The following is a 17,900-nucleotide window of genomic DNA, read 5'->3' as shown; positions in this document are numbered from 1 at the left end:
GTAGAGGCAGTGGCACTCCCGGTCGTGCCGAGCGCCTCTCGGTTGGGTCACGAGGCGGGCGGCGGGCACTCAGGCGGTGAGCGGGAACCGAGCCTCGACGACCGTGCCGCCGGTGTCGGGGGCGGCGACCACGCAGCTTCCGCCCAGTTCGGCCGCGCGCTCGCGCATCGACGACATGCCGACCCCCGCGCGCAGCCGGGCGGGCGGGCCGATGCCGTCGTCGGCGACCGTCACCCGCAGCTCGCCGCCGCCGTCCCCGGCCGGGGGACGCGTGACGCGGACCTCGACGCGGGTGGCCCGCGCGTGACGCCGCACGTTGTTCAGCGCCTCCTGCACGATGCGGTACACCGCGACCTCCACGGCGGCGGGCAGCCCGGCGAGATCGCCGTCCACCCGCACCGAGACGTCCTCGACGCCGTCCGTCCCCGCGGGCAGCGTCTCCTCCGCCAGCGCCCGTACGGCTCCCTCCAGCCCCAGGTCGTCGAGCGCCGGGGGCCGCAGGCCGTACACGAGCTCGCGGATGTCGCCGGCCACCGCGTCCATGCCGACCCGCAGGTCCCGCAGCAGGTCGTCGGCCGTGTCCGGCGACTTGGCCAGGCTGATCCTGGCCAAGTTGATCGTCATCGCCATCGCCCCGAGCGTCTGGCCGAGCCCGTCGTGCAGGTCGCGGCGCAGCCGCCGGCGCTCCTCCTCGCGGGCGGCGAGGATGCGCTCGCGCGAGCGCTGGAGGTCGGCGGCCATCCGCACGGCATGGGCCACGTCGGCCACGTAGGGGAGCAGCGTGGAGAGCACCCGCTCGTCGTGGGCGGGGGCGAACCGCCGTGTTCCCGGCGGGCCGACGAGCAGCCGGCCCACCGGCTCGCCGTGCCAGACCAGCGGCACCTCGCGCGGCGACGGCCCGACCTGGCCGCTCTCGACGTATCGCGGCCTGCCGTCGGCGATCTCGACGGCGACCCCGTCCACGGCCAGGCCCTCGCGCACGACCGTCACCACCGACGCGAGCGCCTCGCCGGGGTCGGCCCGCCGCACCTCCTGCGTCAGCCGCTCGGCGAGCAGCGCCGGATCGCCCACCCTGCCGTAGAGCGCGCGGTCGACCACCCGCTGCAGGGCGCGGCGCAGCGGCTGGAAGAACGCACCGGCGAACAGCGCCGCCGCGAGGCCGCCCACCTGGTGGTACCCGGACAGGACCAGGCTGGAGACCGCCCCGGCCCCGAAGTAGACGGCGCTGATCGTGCCCAGGAGCCCGGCGGTGACGAACGTCCGGCTGATCACCGTGTCGATGCCGTACAGCCGGTAGCGCAGCACCGCGAAGAGGATCCCGAACGGGATGAGCGCCGTCCACAGCGTCGCGGGCAGCCACAGCGCGGGGCCGAGCAGGTACAGCGCCACGTACACGGCGAAGATGGACAGCGGCCAGGCGATCTGCCGCCGCGTCACGGGATCGGCGCGCCGCAGCCGGAGCACGAGCGAGGCCAGTGCCAGCACCACACAGACCTGGATCACGTACTGCAGCACGTTCCACGCCGTGCCGTAGTACGGGAGGAGGCCTCTGACCTGCAGCGGGTTGTGGATCACCGCCGGCCAGTCGTACGCGGCCGGGTCGGGGTCGGGCCGCAGCAGGCCCAGGACCAGCTCGGCGAGGGTGGTGACGGCGCCGGCGGCGACGACCACGCGCCAGCCGCGGGAGGGGAGCGCCCCGGTGGGCGAGTAGAGCGGAACCATGACCGCCAGCAGCAGGCCCGACACCGCCCAGCAGATCAACTGGACGGCCCGGGCCGTGATGGCCGCTCCCATGTCGCCCTGCGAAGCCCAGTGGAACATCAGCGCCGTGAAGGCCACGTTGCCCGACCCCAGCAGGCCGCCCACGCAGATCAGCCAGGCTGTGCTGAGCCGGGGCCGCTGGGACACCAGGAACGCTCCCGTGAGCGGGAACGTGAGCGCGACGCCGAAGTCCGGCGTCAACGGGGGGTGCGGCTGCCACTCCGCGGGGATCCGGACCTGGACCAGCACCCCCACGAGGGTCAGGACCAGTGCCACGGCCGCCATCGCCCAGGCCACCGCCCGCGCGGGAAAGGCAGGGGGGTTCTCGTCCATCCTGCGATGGATTATGTCCTGTCCCGTTCCGTTCTGGCCAGGAAACGGCCAGCGCGTGAGTCCCGGCGGAGCTAGACCGTCTGGGCGGCGCGGCGGCGGACGGCGCGGCCGATGAGGAGCTGGCCCGCCGCCGCGAGCAGGCCGAGGCCGCCGAACAGGGGCCACACCAGCCCGGGGGCGGCGGCCAGCAGCCGGGTGCCCACCAGGGGGGCGAGCAGGGAGCCGGCCGACCAGGCCAGGCCGTACAGGCCCGAGTAGCGCCCGCGCAGGTGGGGCGGCGCGAGCGTCGCGACGATCGCCCCGGGGATCCCGGCCGTGAGCACCTCGCCGAGCGTCCAGACGGCCACGGCCGCCGCGTGCCCGGCCGCAGACGACACCAGCGAGGTCAGCGCGAACCCGAGCCCGACGAGCGCGAACCCGGCCGCGAGCACCCTGGACGGGTCGAACCTGGCGAGCCACGAGTTCGTGAGCGGCTGGACGACCACGATCAGCAGGCCGTTGACCGCCATCGCCATGCCGTACGCGCTGGTGGGCAGCCCCTGCCCGGTCATGGCGAGCGGCAGCGTGCTGTACGCCTGCAGGTAGACCAGCGCGTACGCCAGGTTGCCCAGCACGAAGGCCAGCATGAGGCGGTCGCGCAGGACGTCGGCGAACCGGCCGGGCTGCGCGTCCTCGCGGGCCGGGCGGGTCTCCGGGATGGCCCGCCAGACGAGGAGGCCGAAGATCAGGCAGGTGACGGCGTCGACCCAGAACAGCACCGTGAAGCCCGAACGGGCGAGCCAGCCGCCGGCCACCATGGCGACCGAGAAACCGAGGTTGATGGCCCAGAACAGCAGGCCGAACGCCCGGGGCCGGTCCTCCGGCGGCACCAGGTCGGCGACGATCGCCTGCGACGCCGGCCGGTAGGCGTCCACCACGATGCCCAGCACGAGCATGCCCACGACGAGCCCCGGCACGCTGGTCGTGTAGCCGAGCGCGATCATGGTGACGGCCGTGGCGACCATGCCGCCCGTGAGCGTGACCCGGCGCCCGAGGCGGTCGGCCAGCCATCCGGCGACCGGCTGCGACAGCAGCGATCCCACGCCGAACATCGTCATGACCAGCCCCGCGGTGGCGAGGGAGACGCCGCGCGCCTGCGTGAGGTAGATGCCGATGAACGGCTCCACCATCGTGCCGAGCCGGTTGACGAACGATCCGCCGAACAGCACCCAGAACGGACGGGGCAGGCCGCCGACCTTCGACTGGATGAAGCCGGTCCTGCTGATCACAGTGGTCACGGCGTCCACCCTTGGACAATGGGGACGTCCCGTGCCAATCTTTTAGCCCTGGCTGAAACATGGGGGGACGGCCGTGGCGGTGGAGTGGCGGTTCACGCCGGACGACGTGGCGCGGCTGCGCTTCGCGTTCTCCCCGATGTGGGAGCTGGTCGCCAGCCTCCGGGTGCTGCGCGCCCCCGGCCGTCACTCGCTGCACCTGCCGTGGCTGCGGGCCGTACGGCCGCGCCTGCGTGAGGTGGATCTCAGGGATCTGCTCGCGCTGGTCCCGGTGAGCGGCTACATACCCGACTTCCTCACCCCGCCGCCCGACACCCCGCTGCCGGACTTCGCCGCCGAGCTGGAGCGGGTGCGCGCCACGCCGCCCACCACGGCGTACGAGGAGATGGTGTGGGTGCAGACGCCCGATCCCGCGGCGCTGCGGCGGTTCGCCGACGACCCGGCGGAGGGCGTGCGGAGGGTGGCCGACCAGCTGCGGGCGTACTGGACGGTCGCGTTCGAGGAGTTCTGGCCCGGGATCCGCGCGCTGCTGGAGGCCGACGTCATGTGGCGGGCCCGCACGCTGGCGGCCGGGGGAGTGCGCGAGCTGTTCGCCGACCTGCATCCGGGCGTCGCCTGGCACGGCGACCGGCTCGTCACGGCCAAGAGCTGCGACTATGACGGCGACCTCGGCGGGGACGGCCTCGTCCTCGTGCCGAGCGCCTTCTCCTGGCCGGACGTCTGGGTGATGTACGAGCCTTACCTGCCGATGCTGTGCTACCCGGCGCGGGGCGTCGGGACGCTGTGGTCGGACGGCACGCCCTGCACGCCCGAGGCGCTGGCCGCGCTCATCGGCCGCACCCGGGCGCAGGTGCTCACCGCGCTGGCCGAGCCCGGCTCGACCACCGGGCTCGCCCGGCGGCTCGGCCTCACGCCGGGCGCGGTCAGTCAGCATCTCGCCGTGCTGTCCGACGCGGGCCTGGTGGCTCGGCGGCGGCTCGGCCGCGAGGTGCTCTACCGGCGGACACCCGTCGGAGAGTCGCTCGCCGCCGTCTGCTGATCAGCCCAGGTCGGGCGGGGCGGGCACGGCGGGCAGCCGGGCCGTGACCGTCGTGCCGCGGCCGGGTCCGGAGGTGACGGCGCAGGTGCCGCCCAGCTCGGCCGCCCGCTCGGCCATCGAGCTCATGCCCACACCCGACCTGCGGCCCGGCGGCAGTCCCACGCCGTCGTCGGTCACGACGACCCGCAGCTCGCCGTTCCTGTGCAGGACCACCCGCACCCGCCGGGCCCGCGCGTGCTTGCGCACGTTGGTCAGCGCCTCCTGCACGATCCGGTAGGCCGCCACCTCCACGGCGGCGGGCAGCCCGGCCATGTCCCCGGTCACCTCGACCTCCGCGACCGACTCCCCGCCGGCGGCCAGGCCGGGGCGCGCCTCCTCCGCCAGGGCCCGTACGGCTCCCGCCAGCCCCAGGTCGTCGAGCGCGGGCGGACGCAGGCCGTACACGAGCTGGCGGACGTCGGCGGTGACGCTGTTCATGCCCTCGCGCAGGTCCCGCAGCAGGGTGTCGGCCGTCTCCGGGGACCGTTCCAGGCTGTGGCGCGCCATGTTGATCGTCATCGCCATCGACGCCAGCGTCTGCCCGAGCCCGTCGTGCAGGTCGCGGCGCAGCCGCCGCCGCTCCTCCTCCCGGGCCGTCAGGATGCGCTCGCGGGAGCGCTGCAGCGCGGTGGTCAGCGACACCGTGTGCGCGGCGTCGGCGACGTACGGCGCCAGCACCGCGATCACGCGCTCGTCGTGGGCGGCGGGGAAGCGGCGCCCGCCCGGCGGGCCGATGAGCAGGCGGCCGACCGGCTCGCCGTGCCAGACCAGGGGCACCTCCCGCGCCACGGGACCGGGCCGTCCGCTCGTCGTGACCGTCCCGTCGATCTCCACCGCCATGCCCGTGACCGACAGGCCCTCGCGCAGCACCTCCAGGGCGGCCAGCAGGGCGTGCGCGGGGTCGGCGTGCTGCAGCCGCCGCCGCAGCCCGGCGGCGAGCGCGAACGGGTCGCCGCCCCTGCCGTACAGCGCGCGGTCGACGAGGCGCTGCAGGCCGCCCCGGATCGGATGGAAGAACGCCCCGGCGAACAGGGCCGCGGCCAGGCCGGCGAACCGGTCGACGCCGGACAGGATCAGGCTGGAGCCCGCCCCGACGAGCACGTAGACGGCGGCCACGACGCCGACCAGGCCCGCCCCGACGAGGGCCCTGCTGATCAGCGTGTCGATGCCGTACAGCCGGTAGCGCAGCACGGCGACCGCGATCGCGGCCGGCACCAGCGGGAGCGTGAGCGAGGCGGTCCACCAGACCGGATAGCCGATCACCCAGGGGATCACCACCCCGGCCATGGCCACCAGGGGCCACAGGATCTGGCGGCGCTCGATCCCGTCGGCCCGGTTGAAGCGGACGACGAGCGAGGAGAACGCCAGCGCCATGCCCACCGCGACGACCGCGTGCATCACCTGCCGGGTGCCCTGGTAGTACGGCGCGAAGGCGGCCACCTCCAGCGCGTTGTAGCCGGTGCGCACGCTCGACGGGGCGATCAGCGAGCACAGCCAGTCGAGGGCGAGGGCCGTGGCGGTCACGCCCCCGGGCACGCACCACCGCTTGGACAGGATGCGCCCGGTGGGGTAGAGCAGCGGCAGCAGCACGCCGAGCGCGTACGTCGTGAGGTTCCACACGCCGTCGGCGAACACCCAGAGCGGGTGGACCAGCGGATGGCCGCCGCTGTGGACGAGCAGGGTCGCCGTGTTGGCGGCGAGGATGTTGGCGGCCGAGCCCAGGCCGCCCAGGCACAGCAGCCAGCCGAGCAGCAGCCGGGGCCGCGAGATCACCAGCAGCGCGCCGAAGATCGGGAACGTGGTGCCCGCCACGTCCTCGGGCGCGAACGGCAGCGGCGTGTAGGGGGCGTCGGGCAACTGGGCGGTCACCCAGACGTCGGCGAGCTCCAGGCAGATCGCCACGCCCGCGATCGCCACCGCGACGGCGGGCCCGAGCGCCCGCACCCGGCCCGGCCAGTCGAGCGTCCGCAGCCGCAGGAGCCGGGGATCCGCGGAGTCGAGCAGCGGTCGTGCCACGGACGTGGGCTCCTTCGGGTTGTGCACCGGCATGCCGGGAAGGTAGGGCGCGCGGGTCGACACCCGATCAACGCCGGATCAACAGCAACGACGACCCCGCCATGGGTTTTGTTCGCTGTGATCTACGTCACCTGATCCACCCGTCCCTCCGGGCGCCGTAGCCGACCCGGGTCCGCGGTGATCCCCAGGACAGCCGCCTCACACTCCCTCGTAACCCCTGTGAAACACTCAGGAGGCAGACTGGTAGGCGACCAGACCTGTAACTCCGTGAGGTACGCCTTGGACCGCCAGCAGGAATTCGTCCTCCGCACGCTCGAAGAGCGAGACATCCGGTTCATCCGGCTGTGGTTCACCGACGTGCTCGGTTTCCTGAAGTCGGTGGCGATCGCGCCGGCCGAGCTGGAAGGCGCCTTCGCCGAGGGCATCGGCTTCGACGGCTCGGCGATCGAGGGCTTCTCGCGGGTCTACGAGTCGGACATGCTGGCCAAGCCCGACCCGTCGACGTTCCAGATACTGCCGTGGCGCAGCGAGTCGCCGGGCGCCGCCCGCATGTTCTGCGACATCCTGATGCCGGACGGCTCGCCGTCGCACGCCGACCCGCGCTTCGTGCTCAAGCGGACGCTGGCCAAGGCGGCCGACATGGGCTTCACGTTCTACACCCACCCCGAGGTGGAGTTCTTCCTGCTGCGCAACCGGCCGGAGAAGGGCGACAGGCCCCAGCCCATCGACGAGGGCGGCTACTTCGACCACACCCCGCACAGCGCGGGCCACGACTTCCGCCGCAACGCGATCATGATGCTGGAGTCGATGGGCATCTCGGTGGAGTTCAGCCACCACGAGGGCGCGCCGGGCCAGCAGGAGATCGACCTCCGCTACGCCGACGCGCTGACCACCGCCGACAACATCATGACGTTCCGGCTGGTCATGAAGGAGGTGGCGCTGGAGCAGGGCGTGTGGGCCTCGTTCATGCCCAAGCCGTTCACGGACTACCCCGGGTCCGGCATGCACACGCACATGTCGCTGTTCGAGGGCGACCGCAACGCCTTCTACGAGCCCGGCGCCGACTACCAGCTCTCCAAGATCGGCCGGTCGTTCATCGGCGGCCTGCTCCGGCACGCGGCGGAGATCACCGCCGTGTGCAACCAGTGGGTCAACTCCTACAAGCGGCTGTGGGGCGGCGCCGAGGCGATCGCCGGGGCCGGCGGCGAGGCCCCCGCGTACATCTGCTGGGGGCACAACAACCGCTCCGCGCTCGTGCGCGTGCCCATGTACAAGCCGCACAAGGGCGGCTCGACCCGCATCGAGTTCCGGTCGGTCGACTCCTCCTGCAACCCCTACCTCGCCTTCGCCGTCATCCTGGCCGCCGGGCTGAAGGGCATCGAGGAGGGGTACGAGATGCCGCCGGGCGCCGAGGACGACGTGTGGGCGCTGACCAGCGCGGAGCGGCGGGCGCTCGGCATCCAGCCGCTGCCCCAGTCGCTGGACGAGGCGATCGCGGCGATGGAGCACAGCGAGCTGGTCGCCGAGACGCTGGGCGAGCACGTCTTCGACTACTTCCTGCGCAACAAGCGCGCGGAGTGGCAGGATTACCGCCGTCAGGTGACCGAGTACGAACTCGGCCGCTACCTGCCCGTGCTCTGACGGAGGTCACTCCGTCACCGCGGTGTTACAGCCTGCAAATCTTTCTGACACTCCCGTCTGTTTGGCTGGTCCCTACGCCGGAACAGTAAAATCGGTTCACTTGTTACGACTTTTACGGGTGAGCCGTATCAAGACGTGACTCAGGGAGGGCGTGGGCCATATGACGGCGGCTGCGGGGCTGCAGACCGTTCTGACCGTACCGAAGCGTTTCCGAGGGCCCGAGGGCACCGCCAACGGCGGCTGGATCGCGGGCACTCTCGCCGGCACGCTGACCGGGGGCGGTCACGACTCGCCGGTGGAGGTCACCCTTCGCAGACCGGTCCCGCTGGAGACCGCGCTGTCGGTCGAGCACGTCGGCAACGCCGTCGTCCTCAGCCAGGGCGACGGCCACCTTGTCGAGGCGATCCCCGTCGCCGAGACGCTGACGCCGCCGCCGTTCGTGCGGTTCACCGACGCGGCCCGCGCGGAGGCGGGCTTCCCCGGCAGGCACGGCCACGCGATCGCGGGCTGCTTCGCCTGCGGGCTGCGCGAGCCGGGCGACGGGCTGCGCATCTTCCCCGGCCCGGTGAAGGACCCGGTGGAGGACCCCGCGGAGGGCGGCGAGCTCGTGGCCGCCGGCTGGCGGGTGCCGTTCAACGTGACCGACGAGCAGGGCGTGGTCCCCGACTCGATCGTCTGGGCGGCGCTGGACTGCGCCACCGGATGGGCGCACTACCGCAGCTTCCCGGACCGGCGGCCCATCCAGCCTCCGCTGCTCGGGCGGCTGACCGGGCAGGTGTTCCGCCGGGTCTACCCGATGGGCCGATACTCGGTCGTGGCCCGGGCGGAAGGCCGCGACGGCCGCAAGCTGTTCGGCACGAGCGCGGTCTACGAGGTGGACGGCGCGCTCGTCGCCGCCGCCAAGGCGACCTGGATCCTGCCCCGCCAGTGACCCGGTCCTGCCGATGATCCCGCCCTGCCGTACGTGACACCGGGGTACACGCCCCGGAAGCCGACGCGGCGCCGGCCGGATGGTCCCGGGGATTCGCGACCACCGGCCGGCGGAGCCTCGCTCAGGACGAGCCGCAGGACACGGCCGCCGTGATGCGGCCGAGGATCTCGTCCAGGACCGTGGGGCTCGTGGCGAAGTTGAGCCGCGCGAACCCGGCGGTGTCCACCGGCGTCTCCTGCCCGAACTCGGCGCCCTCGGCCAGCTTGACCCCCGCCTCGCGTTCCAGGCGCTCGGCTGGGGCGACGCCCCCGAGCGGCGTGCCGGTGAAGTCGAACCAGCTCAGGTAGGTGGCCTGCGGCGAGTGGTAGCCGAGGTCCCACGGCAGGTCCGCGGCCCACCGTTCGACCGTCCGCCGGTTGCGCTCCAGCGTCCGCATCAGGCCGGCGTGCCAGTCCGCCGACTCCCGCCACGCCGCGACCGTGGCCGCCCGGCCCACGACGGCCGGCGTGCCGAAGTAGTCGTACGGCATGCGCGACAGCGCCTCCCACACGCCGTCGTGCCCGACGTGGGCGACGGCACAGCGCAGCCCGGCGATGTTGAACGTCTTCGTGGCGGAGGTCGCGGTGATCGTCCGTGCCGCCGTCGCGGGCCCGAGCGAGGCGAACGGGACGTGGCGGTGCGGCGCGTAGGCGAGGTCGGCGTGGATCTCGTCCGAGACGACGACCAGGTCCAGCTCCTCGGCCGCTTCGGCGAGCGCTTCCAGCTCCTCCCGCGTGAAGACCCGTCCGGTCGGGTTGTGCGGGTTGACGAGCACGAGCATCCGGCAGCCCGCCGCCCGCAGCCGGTCGGCCAGCCCCTCGGCCGCGAAGCCCCAGCCGTTCGCGGTTCGCGTCATGGGCAGCGGCACGATCCGGCGCCCCGCCCGCGCGATGCTCGCCAGGAACGGCGGATAGGACGGCACGTGGATCGCCACCCCGTCGCCGGGCCGGGTGGCGTGCTCGACCATCACCTGGAGGATCTGGATCAGGTCGGTCAGGACGCGGACACGCCCCGGCCGCGGCGTCCAGCCGTGCCGCGCGGCCATCCGCTCCGCGAACGCCTCGGCCACCGGATCCTCGCCCCGCCAGAACGGATAGCCGAAGTCCTCCCGCTCGGCCAGCCGGATCACGCACTCCCGTACGGCCGGCGGCACGCCGAAGTCCATGTCGGCGACCCACGCGCCGAGGACGCCGGACGCCAGGGAGCCCCACTTGACGCCGTACCCGGACCGCAGCCGGTCGACGTCGACGTGGGCGAAGGGGTCACGGGTCATGATCGTCCTTTCGTTCCGGAGCCGGCCGCGGAGGCGACGATCCAGTCGCGCAGGATCTCCATCTGGCCGTGGTGCTGGGCCAGCTCCTCGTACACGTGCAGGAGCGCGGCCCCCTGGGTCAGCTCGCGAGCGGGCCCGAGGAACGCGGCGGGCGGCGTGCCCCGCAGCGGCTCGGCCGGCCGCGCGGCCCGCACGTCCACCGCCAGCCGGTCGCGTACGGCGGCGGCCCGTTCGAGCAGGGGCCCGGCGGGCCCGGCGGCGGCGAACTCCGCGTCGCGGTCCCGGACCACCTCACGGCCCGCCACGAGTGCGCCCGCCCAGTACGAGACCACGCCGAGGCAGTGGGTGAGCAGGGCGTGGGGAGAGTTCGCGCCGGGGAAGGGCGGCCGGACGTTGGCGAGGTCGTCGCCCAGCTCGGCGACGATGCCGGTCATCCCGTCGAGGGCCCGGCAGGCGAAGTAGAGGTAGTCGTCTTCGTCGATCACCGCGACCTCCGATGGCGTCACTGGTTCAGGGGGTGACGATAGTGCTTGCAGCACCCCGATGTCACCTGCCAAGGTGGTGACGTGGATTTCGTCTTCGTCGGCGGGAATCTGGCACTGGACTTCGCCGGCACGCTCAAGTGGCGCCGTACCCGCGCGGAGGAGCTGTTGCGCACCCCCGGCGACCTGGCCCGATGGTCGGTGGAGGCGGGCGTGCTCACCGGGGAGCCGCCGCTCGACGGCGAGGATCTGCGCACGCTGCTCGGCCTGCGCGAGGCGGTCTACCGGCTCGTCGCCGCCGCGCTGGACGGCCGTCCCTGGCCCGGCGAGGATCTCGGCGTGCTCAACCGGGCGGCCTCCGCCGCGCCGCCGCGGCTGACGCTCGGCCCCGGCGGTCTGGCGCGGGACGGAGGCGCGGCGGAGATCGGCGCGGAGGTCGCCCGGTCGGCCGCCACGCTGCTATCGCGAATGCCCGCCGGGGTGTCCGCAGGGGTGTCCTCGGGGGTGTCCTCGGTGCGGGTGCGGGAGTGCGCCCGCACCGAGTGCACCCGCCTGTTCGTCGACCGCTCACGGGGCGGCACCCGGCACTGGTGCGGCATGGAGGAGTGCGGCAACCGGGTCAAGGCCGCCAGCTACCGTTCCCGCAAGAAGGGATGAGCGCTCATCCGGTGAGGCGGGCGGCCACGACCGCGGCGCAGCGGGGGTCGAACAGGATCGTGTAGTGGTTGCAGTCCGGCACGACCTCGTCGCGCAGGCCGGGCAGTTCCGCCGCCCACCGTGCGGTGAGGTCGTCCGGGAGCATCCCGACGTCCTGGTTCAGCAGCCCTCGCGGCGCGCGGAGCAGGAGCGGCGCCGGTTCGACGGCCTTCAGCGCCGTCCCGACCGCCTCGTGCTCGGTGAGCAGCCAGCGGCCGTCCTGCCTCACGGCGTCCTCGCGGGCGCGTGAGCGGACGGCGCCGTCCGGCCCGGTGGCGTCGTAGCGGACGTACTCCTCGATGAGCGGGGACCAGTCATCGGCGAGCGCGGGATGGGCGCGGAAGAAGTCGAGGTAGGCGTCCACGTTCTGATAGGTCTGGGAGAGCCTGACGATGGCCGGTCCGAGCGTCGCCTCCAGCACCTCGTCGGGGTCGGCGCCGGGCGGCAGCGGCAGCGGCAGGCCGCCGTCCACGAGCACCACCCGGGCGTAGCGCCGGTGCGCACCGTGGAGCGCCGCGACGTAGGCGCCCATCGAGTGCCCGGTGAGCACGCTCGTGCCGTCCGCGCCCACGTGCTCGGCGACCCGTTCCAGGTCCTCGGCGTGCCGGTCCAGGCCGTAGGGGCCGGGCAGATCGGCGCTGTGGCCGCGCCCGCGCAGGTCGACGGCGATCAGCGACCAGCCGGGCGGCAGCGCCTCGGCCACCGCCCGCCACGACATGAGGGAGGCGGTGATGCCGTGCGCCGCGATGATCAGGCGGGGACCGCCGCCGAACCTGGCGATCCGCAGCCGTCCGCCGGGGACGGCGACCTCATCGATGTTCATGGTTCGGACTGTACGGTACGACCCTCTCAGGTATCGCCTGTCCCGATATGTGTCTTTAAGCTCTCCCATATGGGTGAACGTCTGATCGTCATCGAGCACGAGGCCGACGCGGGCCTGGGCTTCTTCGCGGGGTGGCTGGAGGCCGCCGGAGCCGAGGCCGAGGTCGTCCGGCCGTACAAGGGGGAGCCGGTGCCCGGACGCGCCGCCGGCGGGCTGCTGGTCCTCGGCGGCTCCGCGGCGGCCTGGGACGACGAGGGGTACGGCTGGCTGCCGGCCACCAGGGACCTGATCGCCCGCGCCGTGGACGAGGGCGTGCCGACGCTCGGCATCTGCCTCGGCGCCCAGCTCATGACCATGGCGTGCGGCGGGACCGTCGAGCGCGGCGACGCGGGCCTGGAGATCGGCCTGGGGGAGATCGAGCCGCTGCCCGAGGCCGCCGCCGACCCGCTGCTGTCGGCGCTGCCGTCGGGCCCGGTCCGGGCGATCCAGTACCACTATGACGCCATGACCACCCTGCCCGAGGGCGCCGTACGGCTGGCCACCGGCGCGCGGTACGCCAACCAGGCGTACCGGCTCGGCGACCGGGCCTGGGCCGTGCAGTTCCATCCCGAGGCCACGCCCGCGATCTTCGCCTCCTGGACCGGCGGCGGGGAACTGCCGTCCGAGCGGGCCGAGGAGCTGAACGCGCGGGTCGAGGCGGCCGGAGACGAGCTTGAGCGCACCTGGAGGCCGCTGGCCGAGGCGTTCGCGGCGCAGCTCACCCGGAGCTGACATGGGTTGACACGGGCCGAGATGGGCGGAGGGGCGCGCGGAGAAAACCCGTGATGGGCCGATTACGCAGAGAAACCGCTAAGGACGTGCACAACGCGGAGGGTTAGCGTGTGCGCTGAGCCCGGCAGGTGCCGGGCGGCGACATCCAAGGTCGGTTCCGCGGTAGGGGGCCGATCTCTGCGAGGAGGCTTCCGACCCATGTGTACGGTTACTGGGAAGGTTCGTCTCGGGGGGCCGACGTGATCGACGTCGGGGTGGAGGAAGGAACGGTGAACGCCGCGCCTCGGATACAGACGACGGCAGGGCGCCTGGCGGCGCTCGGATTCGCCGACGGTGCGCGGGCCGAACGGCTGCTCGACGAGCTCGGCCCCGAGGCGGTCGGCGACTTCGCGCTGCTCGACGACATCGTCAGGGCCGCCGACCCGGATCTGGCGCTCACCACGCTGAGCCGTCTGGTGGAGCGGGACCCGAGCGTGCTCGGGGCGTTCCGCGCCGACCCGGACCTGCGCCGCAGGGTGCTCGGCGTGTTCGGGCTCAGCGCGGCGCTCGGCGAGCACGTCGTACGGCACCCGGAGTGCCTGCCGTCGATCCAGTGGACGCGGTGGCCCACGCTCGGCGACCTGCGTGAGGAGATGCTGCTCGCGGTCGGGGCGGACCCGGACGCGGCCGAGCCCGTGGCCGAGCCCGGGGCCGAAGGGGGCACCGCCGGGCCGGGCACGTCCGGGCCGGCGATGGCGGCGCTGCGCGTCGCCTACCGTAACCGCCTGCTGCACCTGGCCATGCGGGACGTGACCGGCGAGTGCACCCTCGCCGAGGCCGCCGCCGCGCTGGCCGACCTCGCCTCGGCCGCGCTGGAGGCCGCCCTCGCCATCGCCAGGGCCGACGTGGCCGACGCGGGCGACGTGCGGCTGGCCGTCATCGGCATGGGCAAGTGCGGGGCCCGCGAGCTGAACTACATCTCCGACGTCGACGTCGTCTTCGTGGCCGAGCCCAAGGAAGGCGTGGACGAGACCAAGGCGCTGCAGGCAGCCACGCGCCTCGCGCAGGGGATGATGCGGGCCTGCTCGGCGAGCACCCCCGAGGGTGCGCTGTGGGAGGTGGACGCCAACCTGCGCCCGGAGGGCAAGATGGGCCCGCTCGTGCGCAGTGTGGAAAGCCACCTGGCCTACTACCGCAGGTGGGCCAAGACCTGGGAGTTCCAGGCGCTGCTCAAGGCGCGCCCGGTCGCGGGCGACCTGGAGCTCGGCCAGGAGTACGTCGCCGCGGTCAACGAGCTGGTCTGGCAGGCCGCCGCCCGGCCCAACTTCGTGGAGGACGTGCAGGCCATGCGCCGCCGGGTGGAGGCGCACGTGCCCGCGGGCGAGGCCGACCGGCAGATCAAGCTCGGGCCGGGCGGGCTGCGGGACATCGAGTTCGCCGTCCAGCTCCTCCAGCTCGTGCACGGCCGCTCCGACCCGCTGCTGCGCCGCAGGGCCACGCTGTCGGCCCTCGCCGCCCTCTCCAGGGGCGGCTACGTCGGGCGCGACGACGCCAAGGCGCTCGCCGAGGCCTACACCTTCCTGCGCCAGGTCGAGCACATGCTCCAGCTCCACCGGCTGCGCCGCACCCACGTGGTGCCCTCGGACACCGCCGACCTGCGGCGGCTCGGCCGGGGGCTGGGCATGACGAGCGACCCGGTGGGGGAGTTCACCACCACCTGGAAGCGGCACGCGCTGGAGGTGCGGCGGCTCCACGAGAAGCTGTTCTACCGCCCGCTGCTGCAGGCCGTCGCCCGGCTGCCGGAGACCGAGGCCCGCCTGTCCACGGCCGCCGCCACCGCGCGGCTGGAGGCGCTCGGCTACGCCGACCCCGAGGGCGCGCTGCGTCACATCGCCGCGCTCACCAGCGGAGTCTCCCGCCGGGCGGCCATCCAGCGGACGCTGCTGCCGGTCATGCTCGGCTGGTTCGCCGACGCCCCCGACCCCGACGCCGGCCTGCTCGGCTTCCGCCAGGTGAGCGACAAGCTCGGCACCACGCCGTGGTATCTGCGCCTGCTGCGCGACGAGACCGCCGCGGCCGACCGCCTCGCCCACCTGCTCGGCACCAGCAAGTACGTCACCGGGCTGCTGCTGCACGCCCCCGAGGCCGTCGCGATGCTGGGCTCGCCCGCCGAGCTGGCCGTACGGCCCGCCGCGACGCTCGCCGCCGAGGCCGCCGCCGCGGTGGGCCGCCACGCGGAGGACGCCGAGACCGCCGTCGCCGCCGTCCGGGCACTGCGCCGCAGGGAACTGCTCCGTACGGCCTGCGCCGACCTGTCGGGATTGATCGACATCGAGGAGGTCGGCCAGGCCCTTTCCTCGCTGAACGACGTCACGATCCAGGCGGCGCTGGACACGGCGATCAACAAGGTCACGCTGGAGCGGCGGGCCCCGTTCCCGACGCGGATGGCCGTGATCGCCATGGGCCGCCTGGGCGGCCTGGAGAGCTCCTACGCCAGCGACGCCGACGTCATGTTCGTGCACGCGCCCCTGCACGGGGCGGCCGAGCGGGACGCGGCCGTCGCCGCCCACGCGGTGGCCGAGGAGACGCGGAGGCTGCTCGCGCTGCCCGCTCCCGACCCGCCACTGCAGATCGACGCGGGGCTGCGGCCCGAGGGGCGGCAGGGGCCGCTCGTGCGCACGATCGCCTCCTACCGGGCCTACTACGACCGCTGGGCCTCGCACTGGGAGGCCCAGGCGCTGCTGCGGGCCCGGTTCTGCGCGGGCGACGCCGAACTCGGCCGCGAGTTCGTCGCGCTCGTCGAGCCGCTGCGCTACCCGGCCGAGGGCATCTCCGCCGACGCCGTACGCGAGATCCGCAAGCTCAAGGCGCGCATGGAGGCCGAGCGGCTGCCGCGCGGGGCCGACCCGGCCCTGCACACCAAGCTCGGCAGGGGCGGGCTGAGCGACGTGGAGTGGGTGGCCCAGCTCATCCAGTTGCGGCACGCGGGAGCCGTACCCGCGCTGCGTACGACGCGCACCCTCGACGCGCTGCGCGCGGCGGCGGGGGAGGGCCTGCTCGACCCGGCCGACGAGGAGGTGCTCGCGCAGGCGTGGCTGTTCGCCTCGCGCATCCGCGACGCCCTCATGCTGGTGCGCGGCCGGGCGGCCGACAGCATCCCCACCCCCGTCAAGGAGCGCGTGCTGCTCGCGCGGGCGCTCGGTTATCCGCCCGAGGGCACCGAGGACTTCGTGGAGGACTACCGGCGCGCCACGCGGAGGGCCAGGGCCGTGGTGGAGCGCGTCTTCTACGAGGACTGAGTCCGGGCAAGAGCCCGAGCGAGGGTGATTGCCGCCTTGGCGCGCGGCTTGTTCCGTATGACGTATATGTATGCGGATCGGAGCGTTGCCATCGCAGCCCGTAACGTGTATCAACGGGTGCGGGTGATCTTTTTGATCTCGTATTACGCAGACCTGGCCATCGGGCTGATCCTGGCCTTCCTGCTGCTGTCGCTTCTCGTCAGCGGCATCAACGAGGGAATCGTCAGGCTGCTCGGAATCCGCAGCAAGTTCCTGTGGGCGTACCTGCGCGACACCCTCGACGGCGCGGAGACGGCGGACGGGACCTCCCGGCTCGACCGGATCCTGGACGCGCTCAAGAGGTTCGGCCGCAAGGCCCGGACGCCGCTGACGCAGGCGGCGTCGCCGGAGGAGGGCCGCTCACGCCTGCCCGCCAGCGTGCTGGGAGTGTTCGCGCGGCTGCCGTTCGGCCGGGACCCGCGGCCCGCGTTCAGCCAGCAGCCGCCGCCCGTGGAGAGCCCGCCGCTCGCCGCCGCGGCCGACTCCGTGGCCGCCGAGCAGATGGCCGCAGAGCAGATGGCCGCCGAGCAGACGGCGGCCGGGGAGACGACGGCCGGGGAGACGACGGCTTCGGCCGAGGTCGCGGCGGGCGCGCCGGCGGACCCCGCCCACCCCGCCGGACAGGCCGATCCCGAGGAGGTCGCCGTCCTCGCGGTGGACCCGGCTGCGGTCGGCGCGGCGGGCGGCGTGCTGCCGCCGGACCAGGGCAAGTCGATGGCCGAACTGCTCCACGAACGGCTGCAGGAGATCGACCACGCCAAGCGCGGAAGGACGAGCATCGCCGACATCCCGCCCGCGCGCTTCGCCGTCGCCGTGATGGAGATCGCCACCGAGCACGGCGGCGTGGAGGCTCTCATGCGGGACCTCGACGCGCTGAAGAGCCCCTTCTCCCGGCCGCTCAAGGCCGTGTGGGACAGGGCGAGCCACGACCTGGAGGCGTTCCGCCGCGGTGTCGAGGACTGGTTCGACGGCGAGATGGAGCGGCTCAGCCTGCTCTACCGCCGCTACGTCCGCTGGGTCCTCGTCGCGCTCGGCCTCGTCGTGACGCTGGTGTTCAGCATGGACTCCCTGGAGTACGGCAAGACCCTGCTGCGCGACAACGCCTACCGCAGCGCGGTGACCGCCTTCGGCCAGTCGGGCCCCCAGGCGCTGGAACCGCTGCGTGAGCAGTGCGAGCCGGGCCAGGACCCGTACGCGTGCGTCACCGACGTGCTGAGCACCCCGGCCTTCGTGAAGATCTTCACGTACGCCCCGGTGAGCGTCACGATGGACGCGGCCGACGGCCCGGCGTGGGCCTGGCACGGCGGGGACTGGTGGCAGCGCCTCACGTCGCCGGGCCACTGGCCGGGGTTCCTCATCACGCTGATCGCCCTGTTGTTCGGCGCGCCGTTCTGGTGGGACATCCTGCGCCGCGTGAGCGGCCTGCGCGCCCGGACCTCCGGCTCCACCCCCTCCTGACCGGCCG

13 protein-coding genes are annotated in these 17,900 nt (G+C 73.6%); 7 read left to right on the top strand and 6 right to left on the bottom strand.

The genetic code is table 11. The features are described 5' to 3' along the window. Positions 1-69: 69 nt before the first annotated feature. On the bottom strand, positions 70-2,094 hold the full coding sequence (locus HHX35_RS02440; RefSeq protein ID WP_182897362.1) for a sensor histidine kinase: 2,025 nt from the start codon (positions 2,092-2,094) through the stop codon (positions 70-72). Between the two features lie 71 nt (positions 2,095-2,165). Beyond that, positions 2,166-3,371, bottom strand: a complete 1,206-nt coding sequence (locus HHX35_RS02435) for an MFS transporter (RefSeq protein ID WP_310738855.1) — start codon at positions 3,369-3,371, stop codon at positions 2,166-2,168. A 73-nt stretch (positions 3,372-3,444) separates the two neighbouring features. On the opposite strand from HHX35_RS02435, the gene HHX35_RS02430 reads away from it, so the two are divergent. Then, positions 3,445-4,407: a DUF5937 family protein gene (locus HHX35_RS02430; RefSeq protein ID WP_182897361.1), complete on the top strand. Its 963-nt coding sequence runs from the start codon at positions 3,445-3,447 to the stop codon at positions 4,405-4,407. Here HHX35_RS02430 and HHX35_RS02425 read toward each other — a convergent pair whose 3' ends face one another. After that, complete coding sequence (locus HHX35_RS02425) at positions 4,408-6,495, bottom strand: sensor histidine kinase (RefSeq protein ID WP_182897360.1); 2,088 nt, start codon at positions 6,493-6,495, stop codon at positions 4,408-4,410. A 246-nt stretch (positions 6,496-6,741) separates the two neighbouring features. On the opposite strand from HHX35_RS02425, the gene glnA reads away from it, so the two are divergent. Continuing rightward, positions 6,742-8,103: a type I glutamate--ammonia ligase gene (gene glnA / locus HHX35_RS02420; protein WP_139578245.1), complete on the top strand. Its 1,362-nt coding sequence runs from the start codon at positions 6,742-6,744 to the stop codon at positions 8,101-8,103. A 160-nt stretch (positions 8,104-8,263) separates the two neighbouring features. Beyond that, entirely contained in the window at positions 8,264-9,034 is a 771-nt protein-coding gene (locus tag HHX35_RS02415) for a hypothetical protein (protein WP_182897359.1), read from the top strand. A 121-nt stretch (positions 9,035-9,155) separates the two neighbouring features. Here HHX35_RS02415 and HHX35_RS02410 read toward each other — a convergent pair whose 3' ends face one another. Next, positions 9,156-10,346 carry a MalY/PatB family protein gene (locus HHX35_RS02410; RefSeq protein ID WP_259404686.1) on the bottom strand — a complete coding sequence of 397 codons (1,191 nt, stop codon included), beginning with the start codon at positions 10,344-10,346 and terminating at the stop codon, positions 9,156-9,158. Further along, positions 10,343-10,831, bottom strand: coding sequence for a DinB family protein (locus HHX35_RS02405; RefSeq protein ID WP_182897358.1), 489 nt, complete (start codon positions 10,829-10,831; stop codon positions 10,343-10,345). Before HHX35_RS02405 ends, HHX35_RS02410 begins: the two co-directional genes overlap by 4 nt. 81 nt (positions 10,832-10,912) lie before the next feature. Here HHX35_RS02405 and HHX35_RS02400 point away from each other — a divergent pair, with 81 nt between their 5' ends. Beyond that, complete coding sequence (locus tag HHX35_RS02400) at positions 10,913-11,485, top strand: ABATE domain-containing protein (protein ID WP_182897357.1); 573 nt, start codon at positions 10,913-10,915, stop codon at positions 11,483-11,485. A gap of 4 nt (positions 11,486-11,489) precedes the next feature. Here HHX35_RS02400 and HHX35_RS02395 read toward each other — a convergent pair whose 3' ends face one another. Further along, positions 11,490-12,347: an alpha/beta hydrolase gene (locus HHX35_RS02395; protein WP_182897356.1), complete on the bottom strand. Its 858-nt coding sequence runs from the start codon at positions 12,345-12,347 to the stop codon at positions 11,490-11,492. Between the two features lie 69 nt (positions 12,348-12,416). On the opposite strand from HHX35_RS02395, the gene HHX35_RS02390 reads away from it, so the two are divergent. From HHX35_RS02390 to HHX35_RS02380, 3 genes are all read left to right on the top strand, one after another. Continuing rightward, positions 12,417-13,118 carry a type 1 glutamine amidotransferase gene (locus HHX35_RS02390; RefSeq protein ID WP_182897355.1) on the top strand — a complete coding sequence of 234 codons (702 nt, stop codon included), beginning with the start codon at positions 12,417-12,419 and terminating at the stop codon, positions 13,116-13,118. A 269-nt stretch (positions 13,119-13,387) separates the two neighbouring features. Beyond that, the gene (locus HHX35_RS02385; protein ID WP_182897354.1) at positions 13,388-16,396 is read left to right on the top strand and encodes a bifunctional [glutamine synthetase] adenylyltransferase/[glutamine synthetase]-adenylyl-L-tyrosine phosphorylase; all 3,009 of its coding nucleotides are present in this window, start codon (positions 13,388-13,390) and stop codon (positions 16,394-16,396) included. A gap of 123 nt (positions 16,397-16,519) precedes the next feature. Further along, complete coding sequence (locus HHX35_RS02380) at positions 16,520-17,893, top strand: hypothetical protein (RefSeq protein ID WP_182897353.1); 1,374 nt, start codon at positions 16,520-16,522, stop codon at positions 17,891-17,893. Positions 17,894-17,900 lie beyond the last annotated feature (7 nt).

The organism is Microbispora sp. H10830 (assembly GCF_014161375.1).
Lineage (GTDB): Bacteria > Actinomycetota > Actinomycetes > Streptosporangiales > Streptosporangiaceae > Microbispora > Microbispora catharanthi.
The sequence above is the reverse complement of the archived record's forward strand: the minus strand, read 5'-3'. Positions and strand labels throughout refer to the sequence as shown.

Bases quoted from the DNA above. Each gene is read 5' to 3' on its own strand.
- HHX35_RS02390 (WP_182897355.1), top strand. From the start codon at position 12,417: ATGGGTGAACGTCTGATCGTCATCGAGCACGAGGCCGACGCGGGCCTG.
- HHX35_RS02440 (WP_182897362.1), bottom strand. From the start codon at position 2,094: ATGGACGAGAACCCCCCTGCCTTTCCCGCGCGGGCGGTGGCCTGGGCG.
- HHX35_RS02410 (WP_259404686.1), bottom strand. From the start codon at position 10,346: ATGACCCGTGACCCCTTCGCCCACGTCGACGTCGACCGGCTGCGGTCC.
- HHX35_RS02415 (WP_182897359.1), top strand. From the start codon at position 8,264: ATGACGGCGGCTGCGGGGCTGCAGACCGTTCTGACCGTACCGAAGCGT.
- HHX35_RS02425 (WP_182897360.1), bottom strand. From the start codon at position 6,495: ATGCCGGTGCACAACCCGAAGGAGCCCACGTCCGTGGCACGACCGCTG.
- HHX35_RS02395 (WP_182897356.1), bottom strand. From the start codon at position 12,347: ATGAACATCGATGAGGTCGCCGTCCCCGGCGGACGGCTGCGGATCGCC.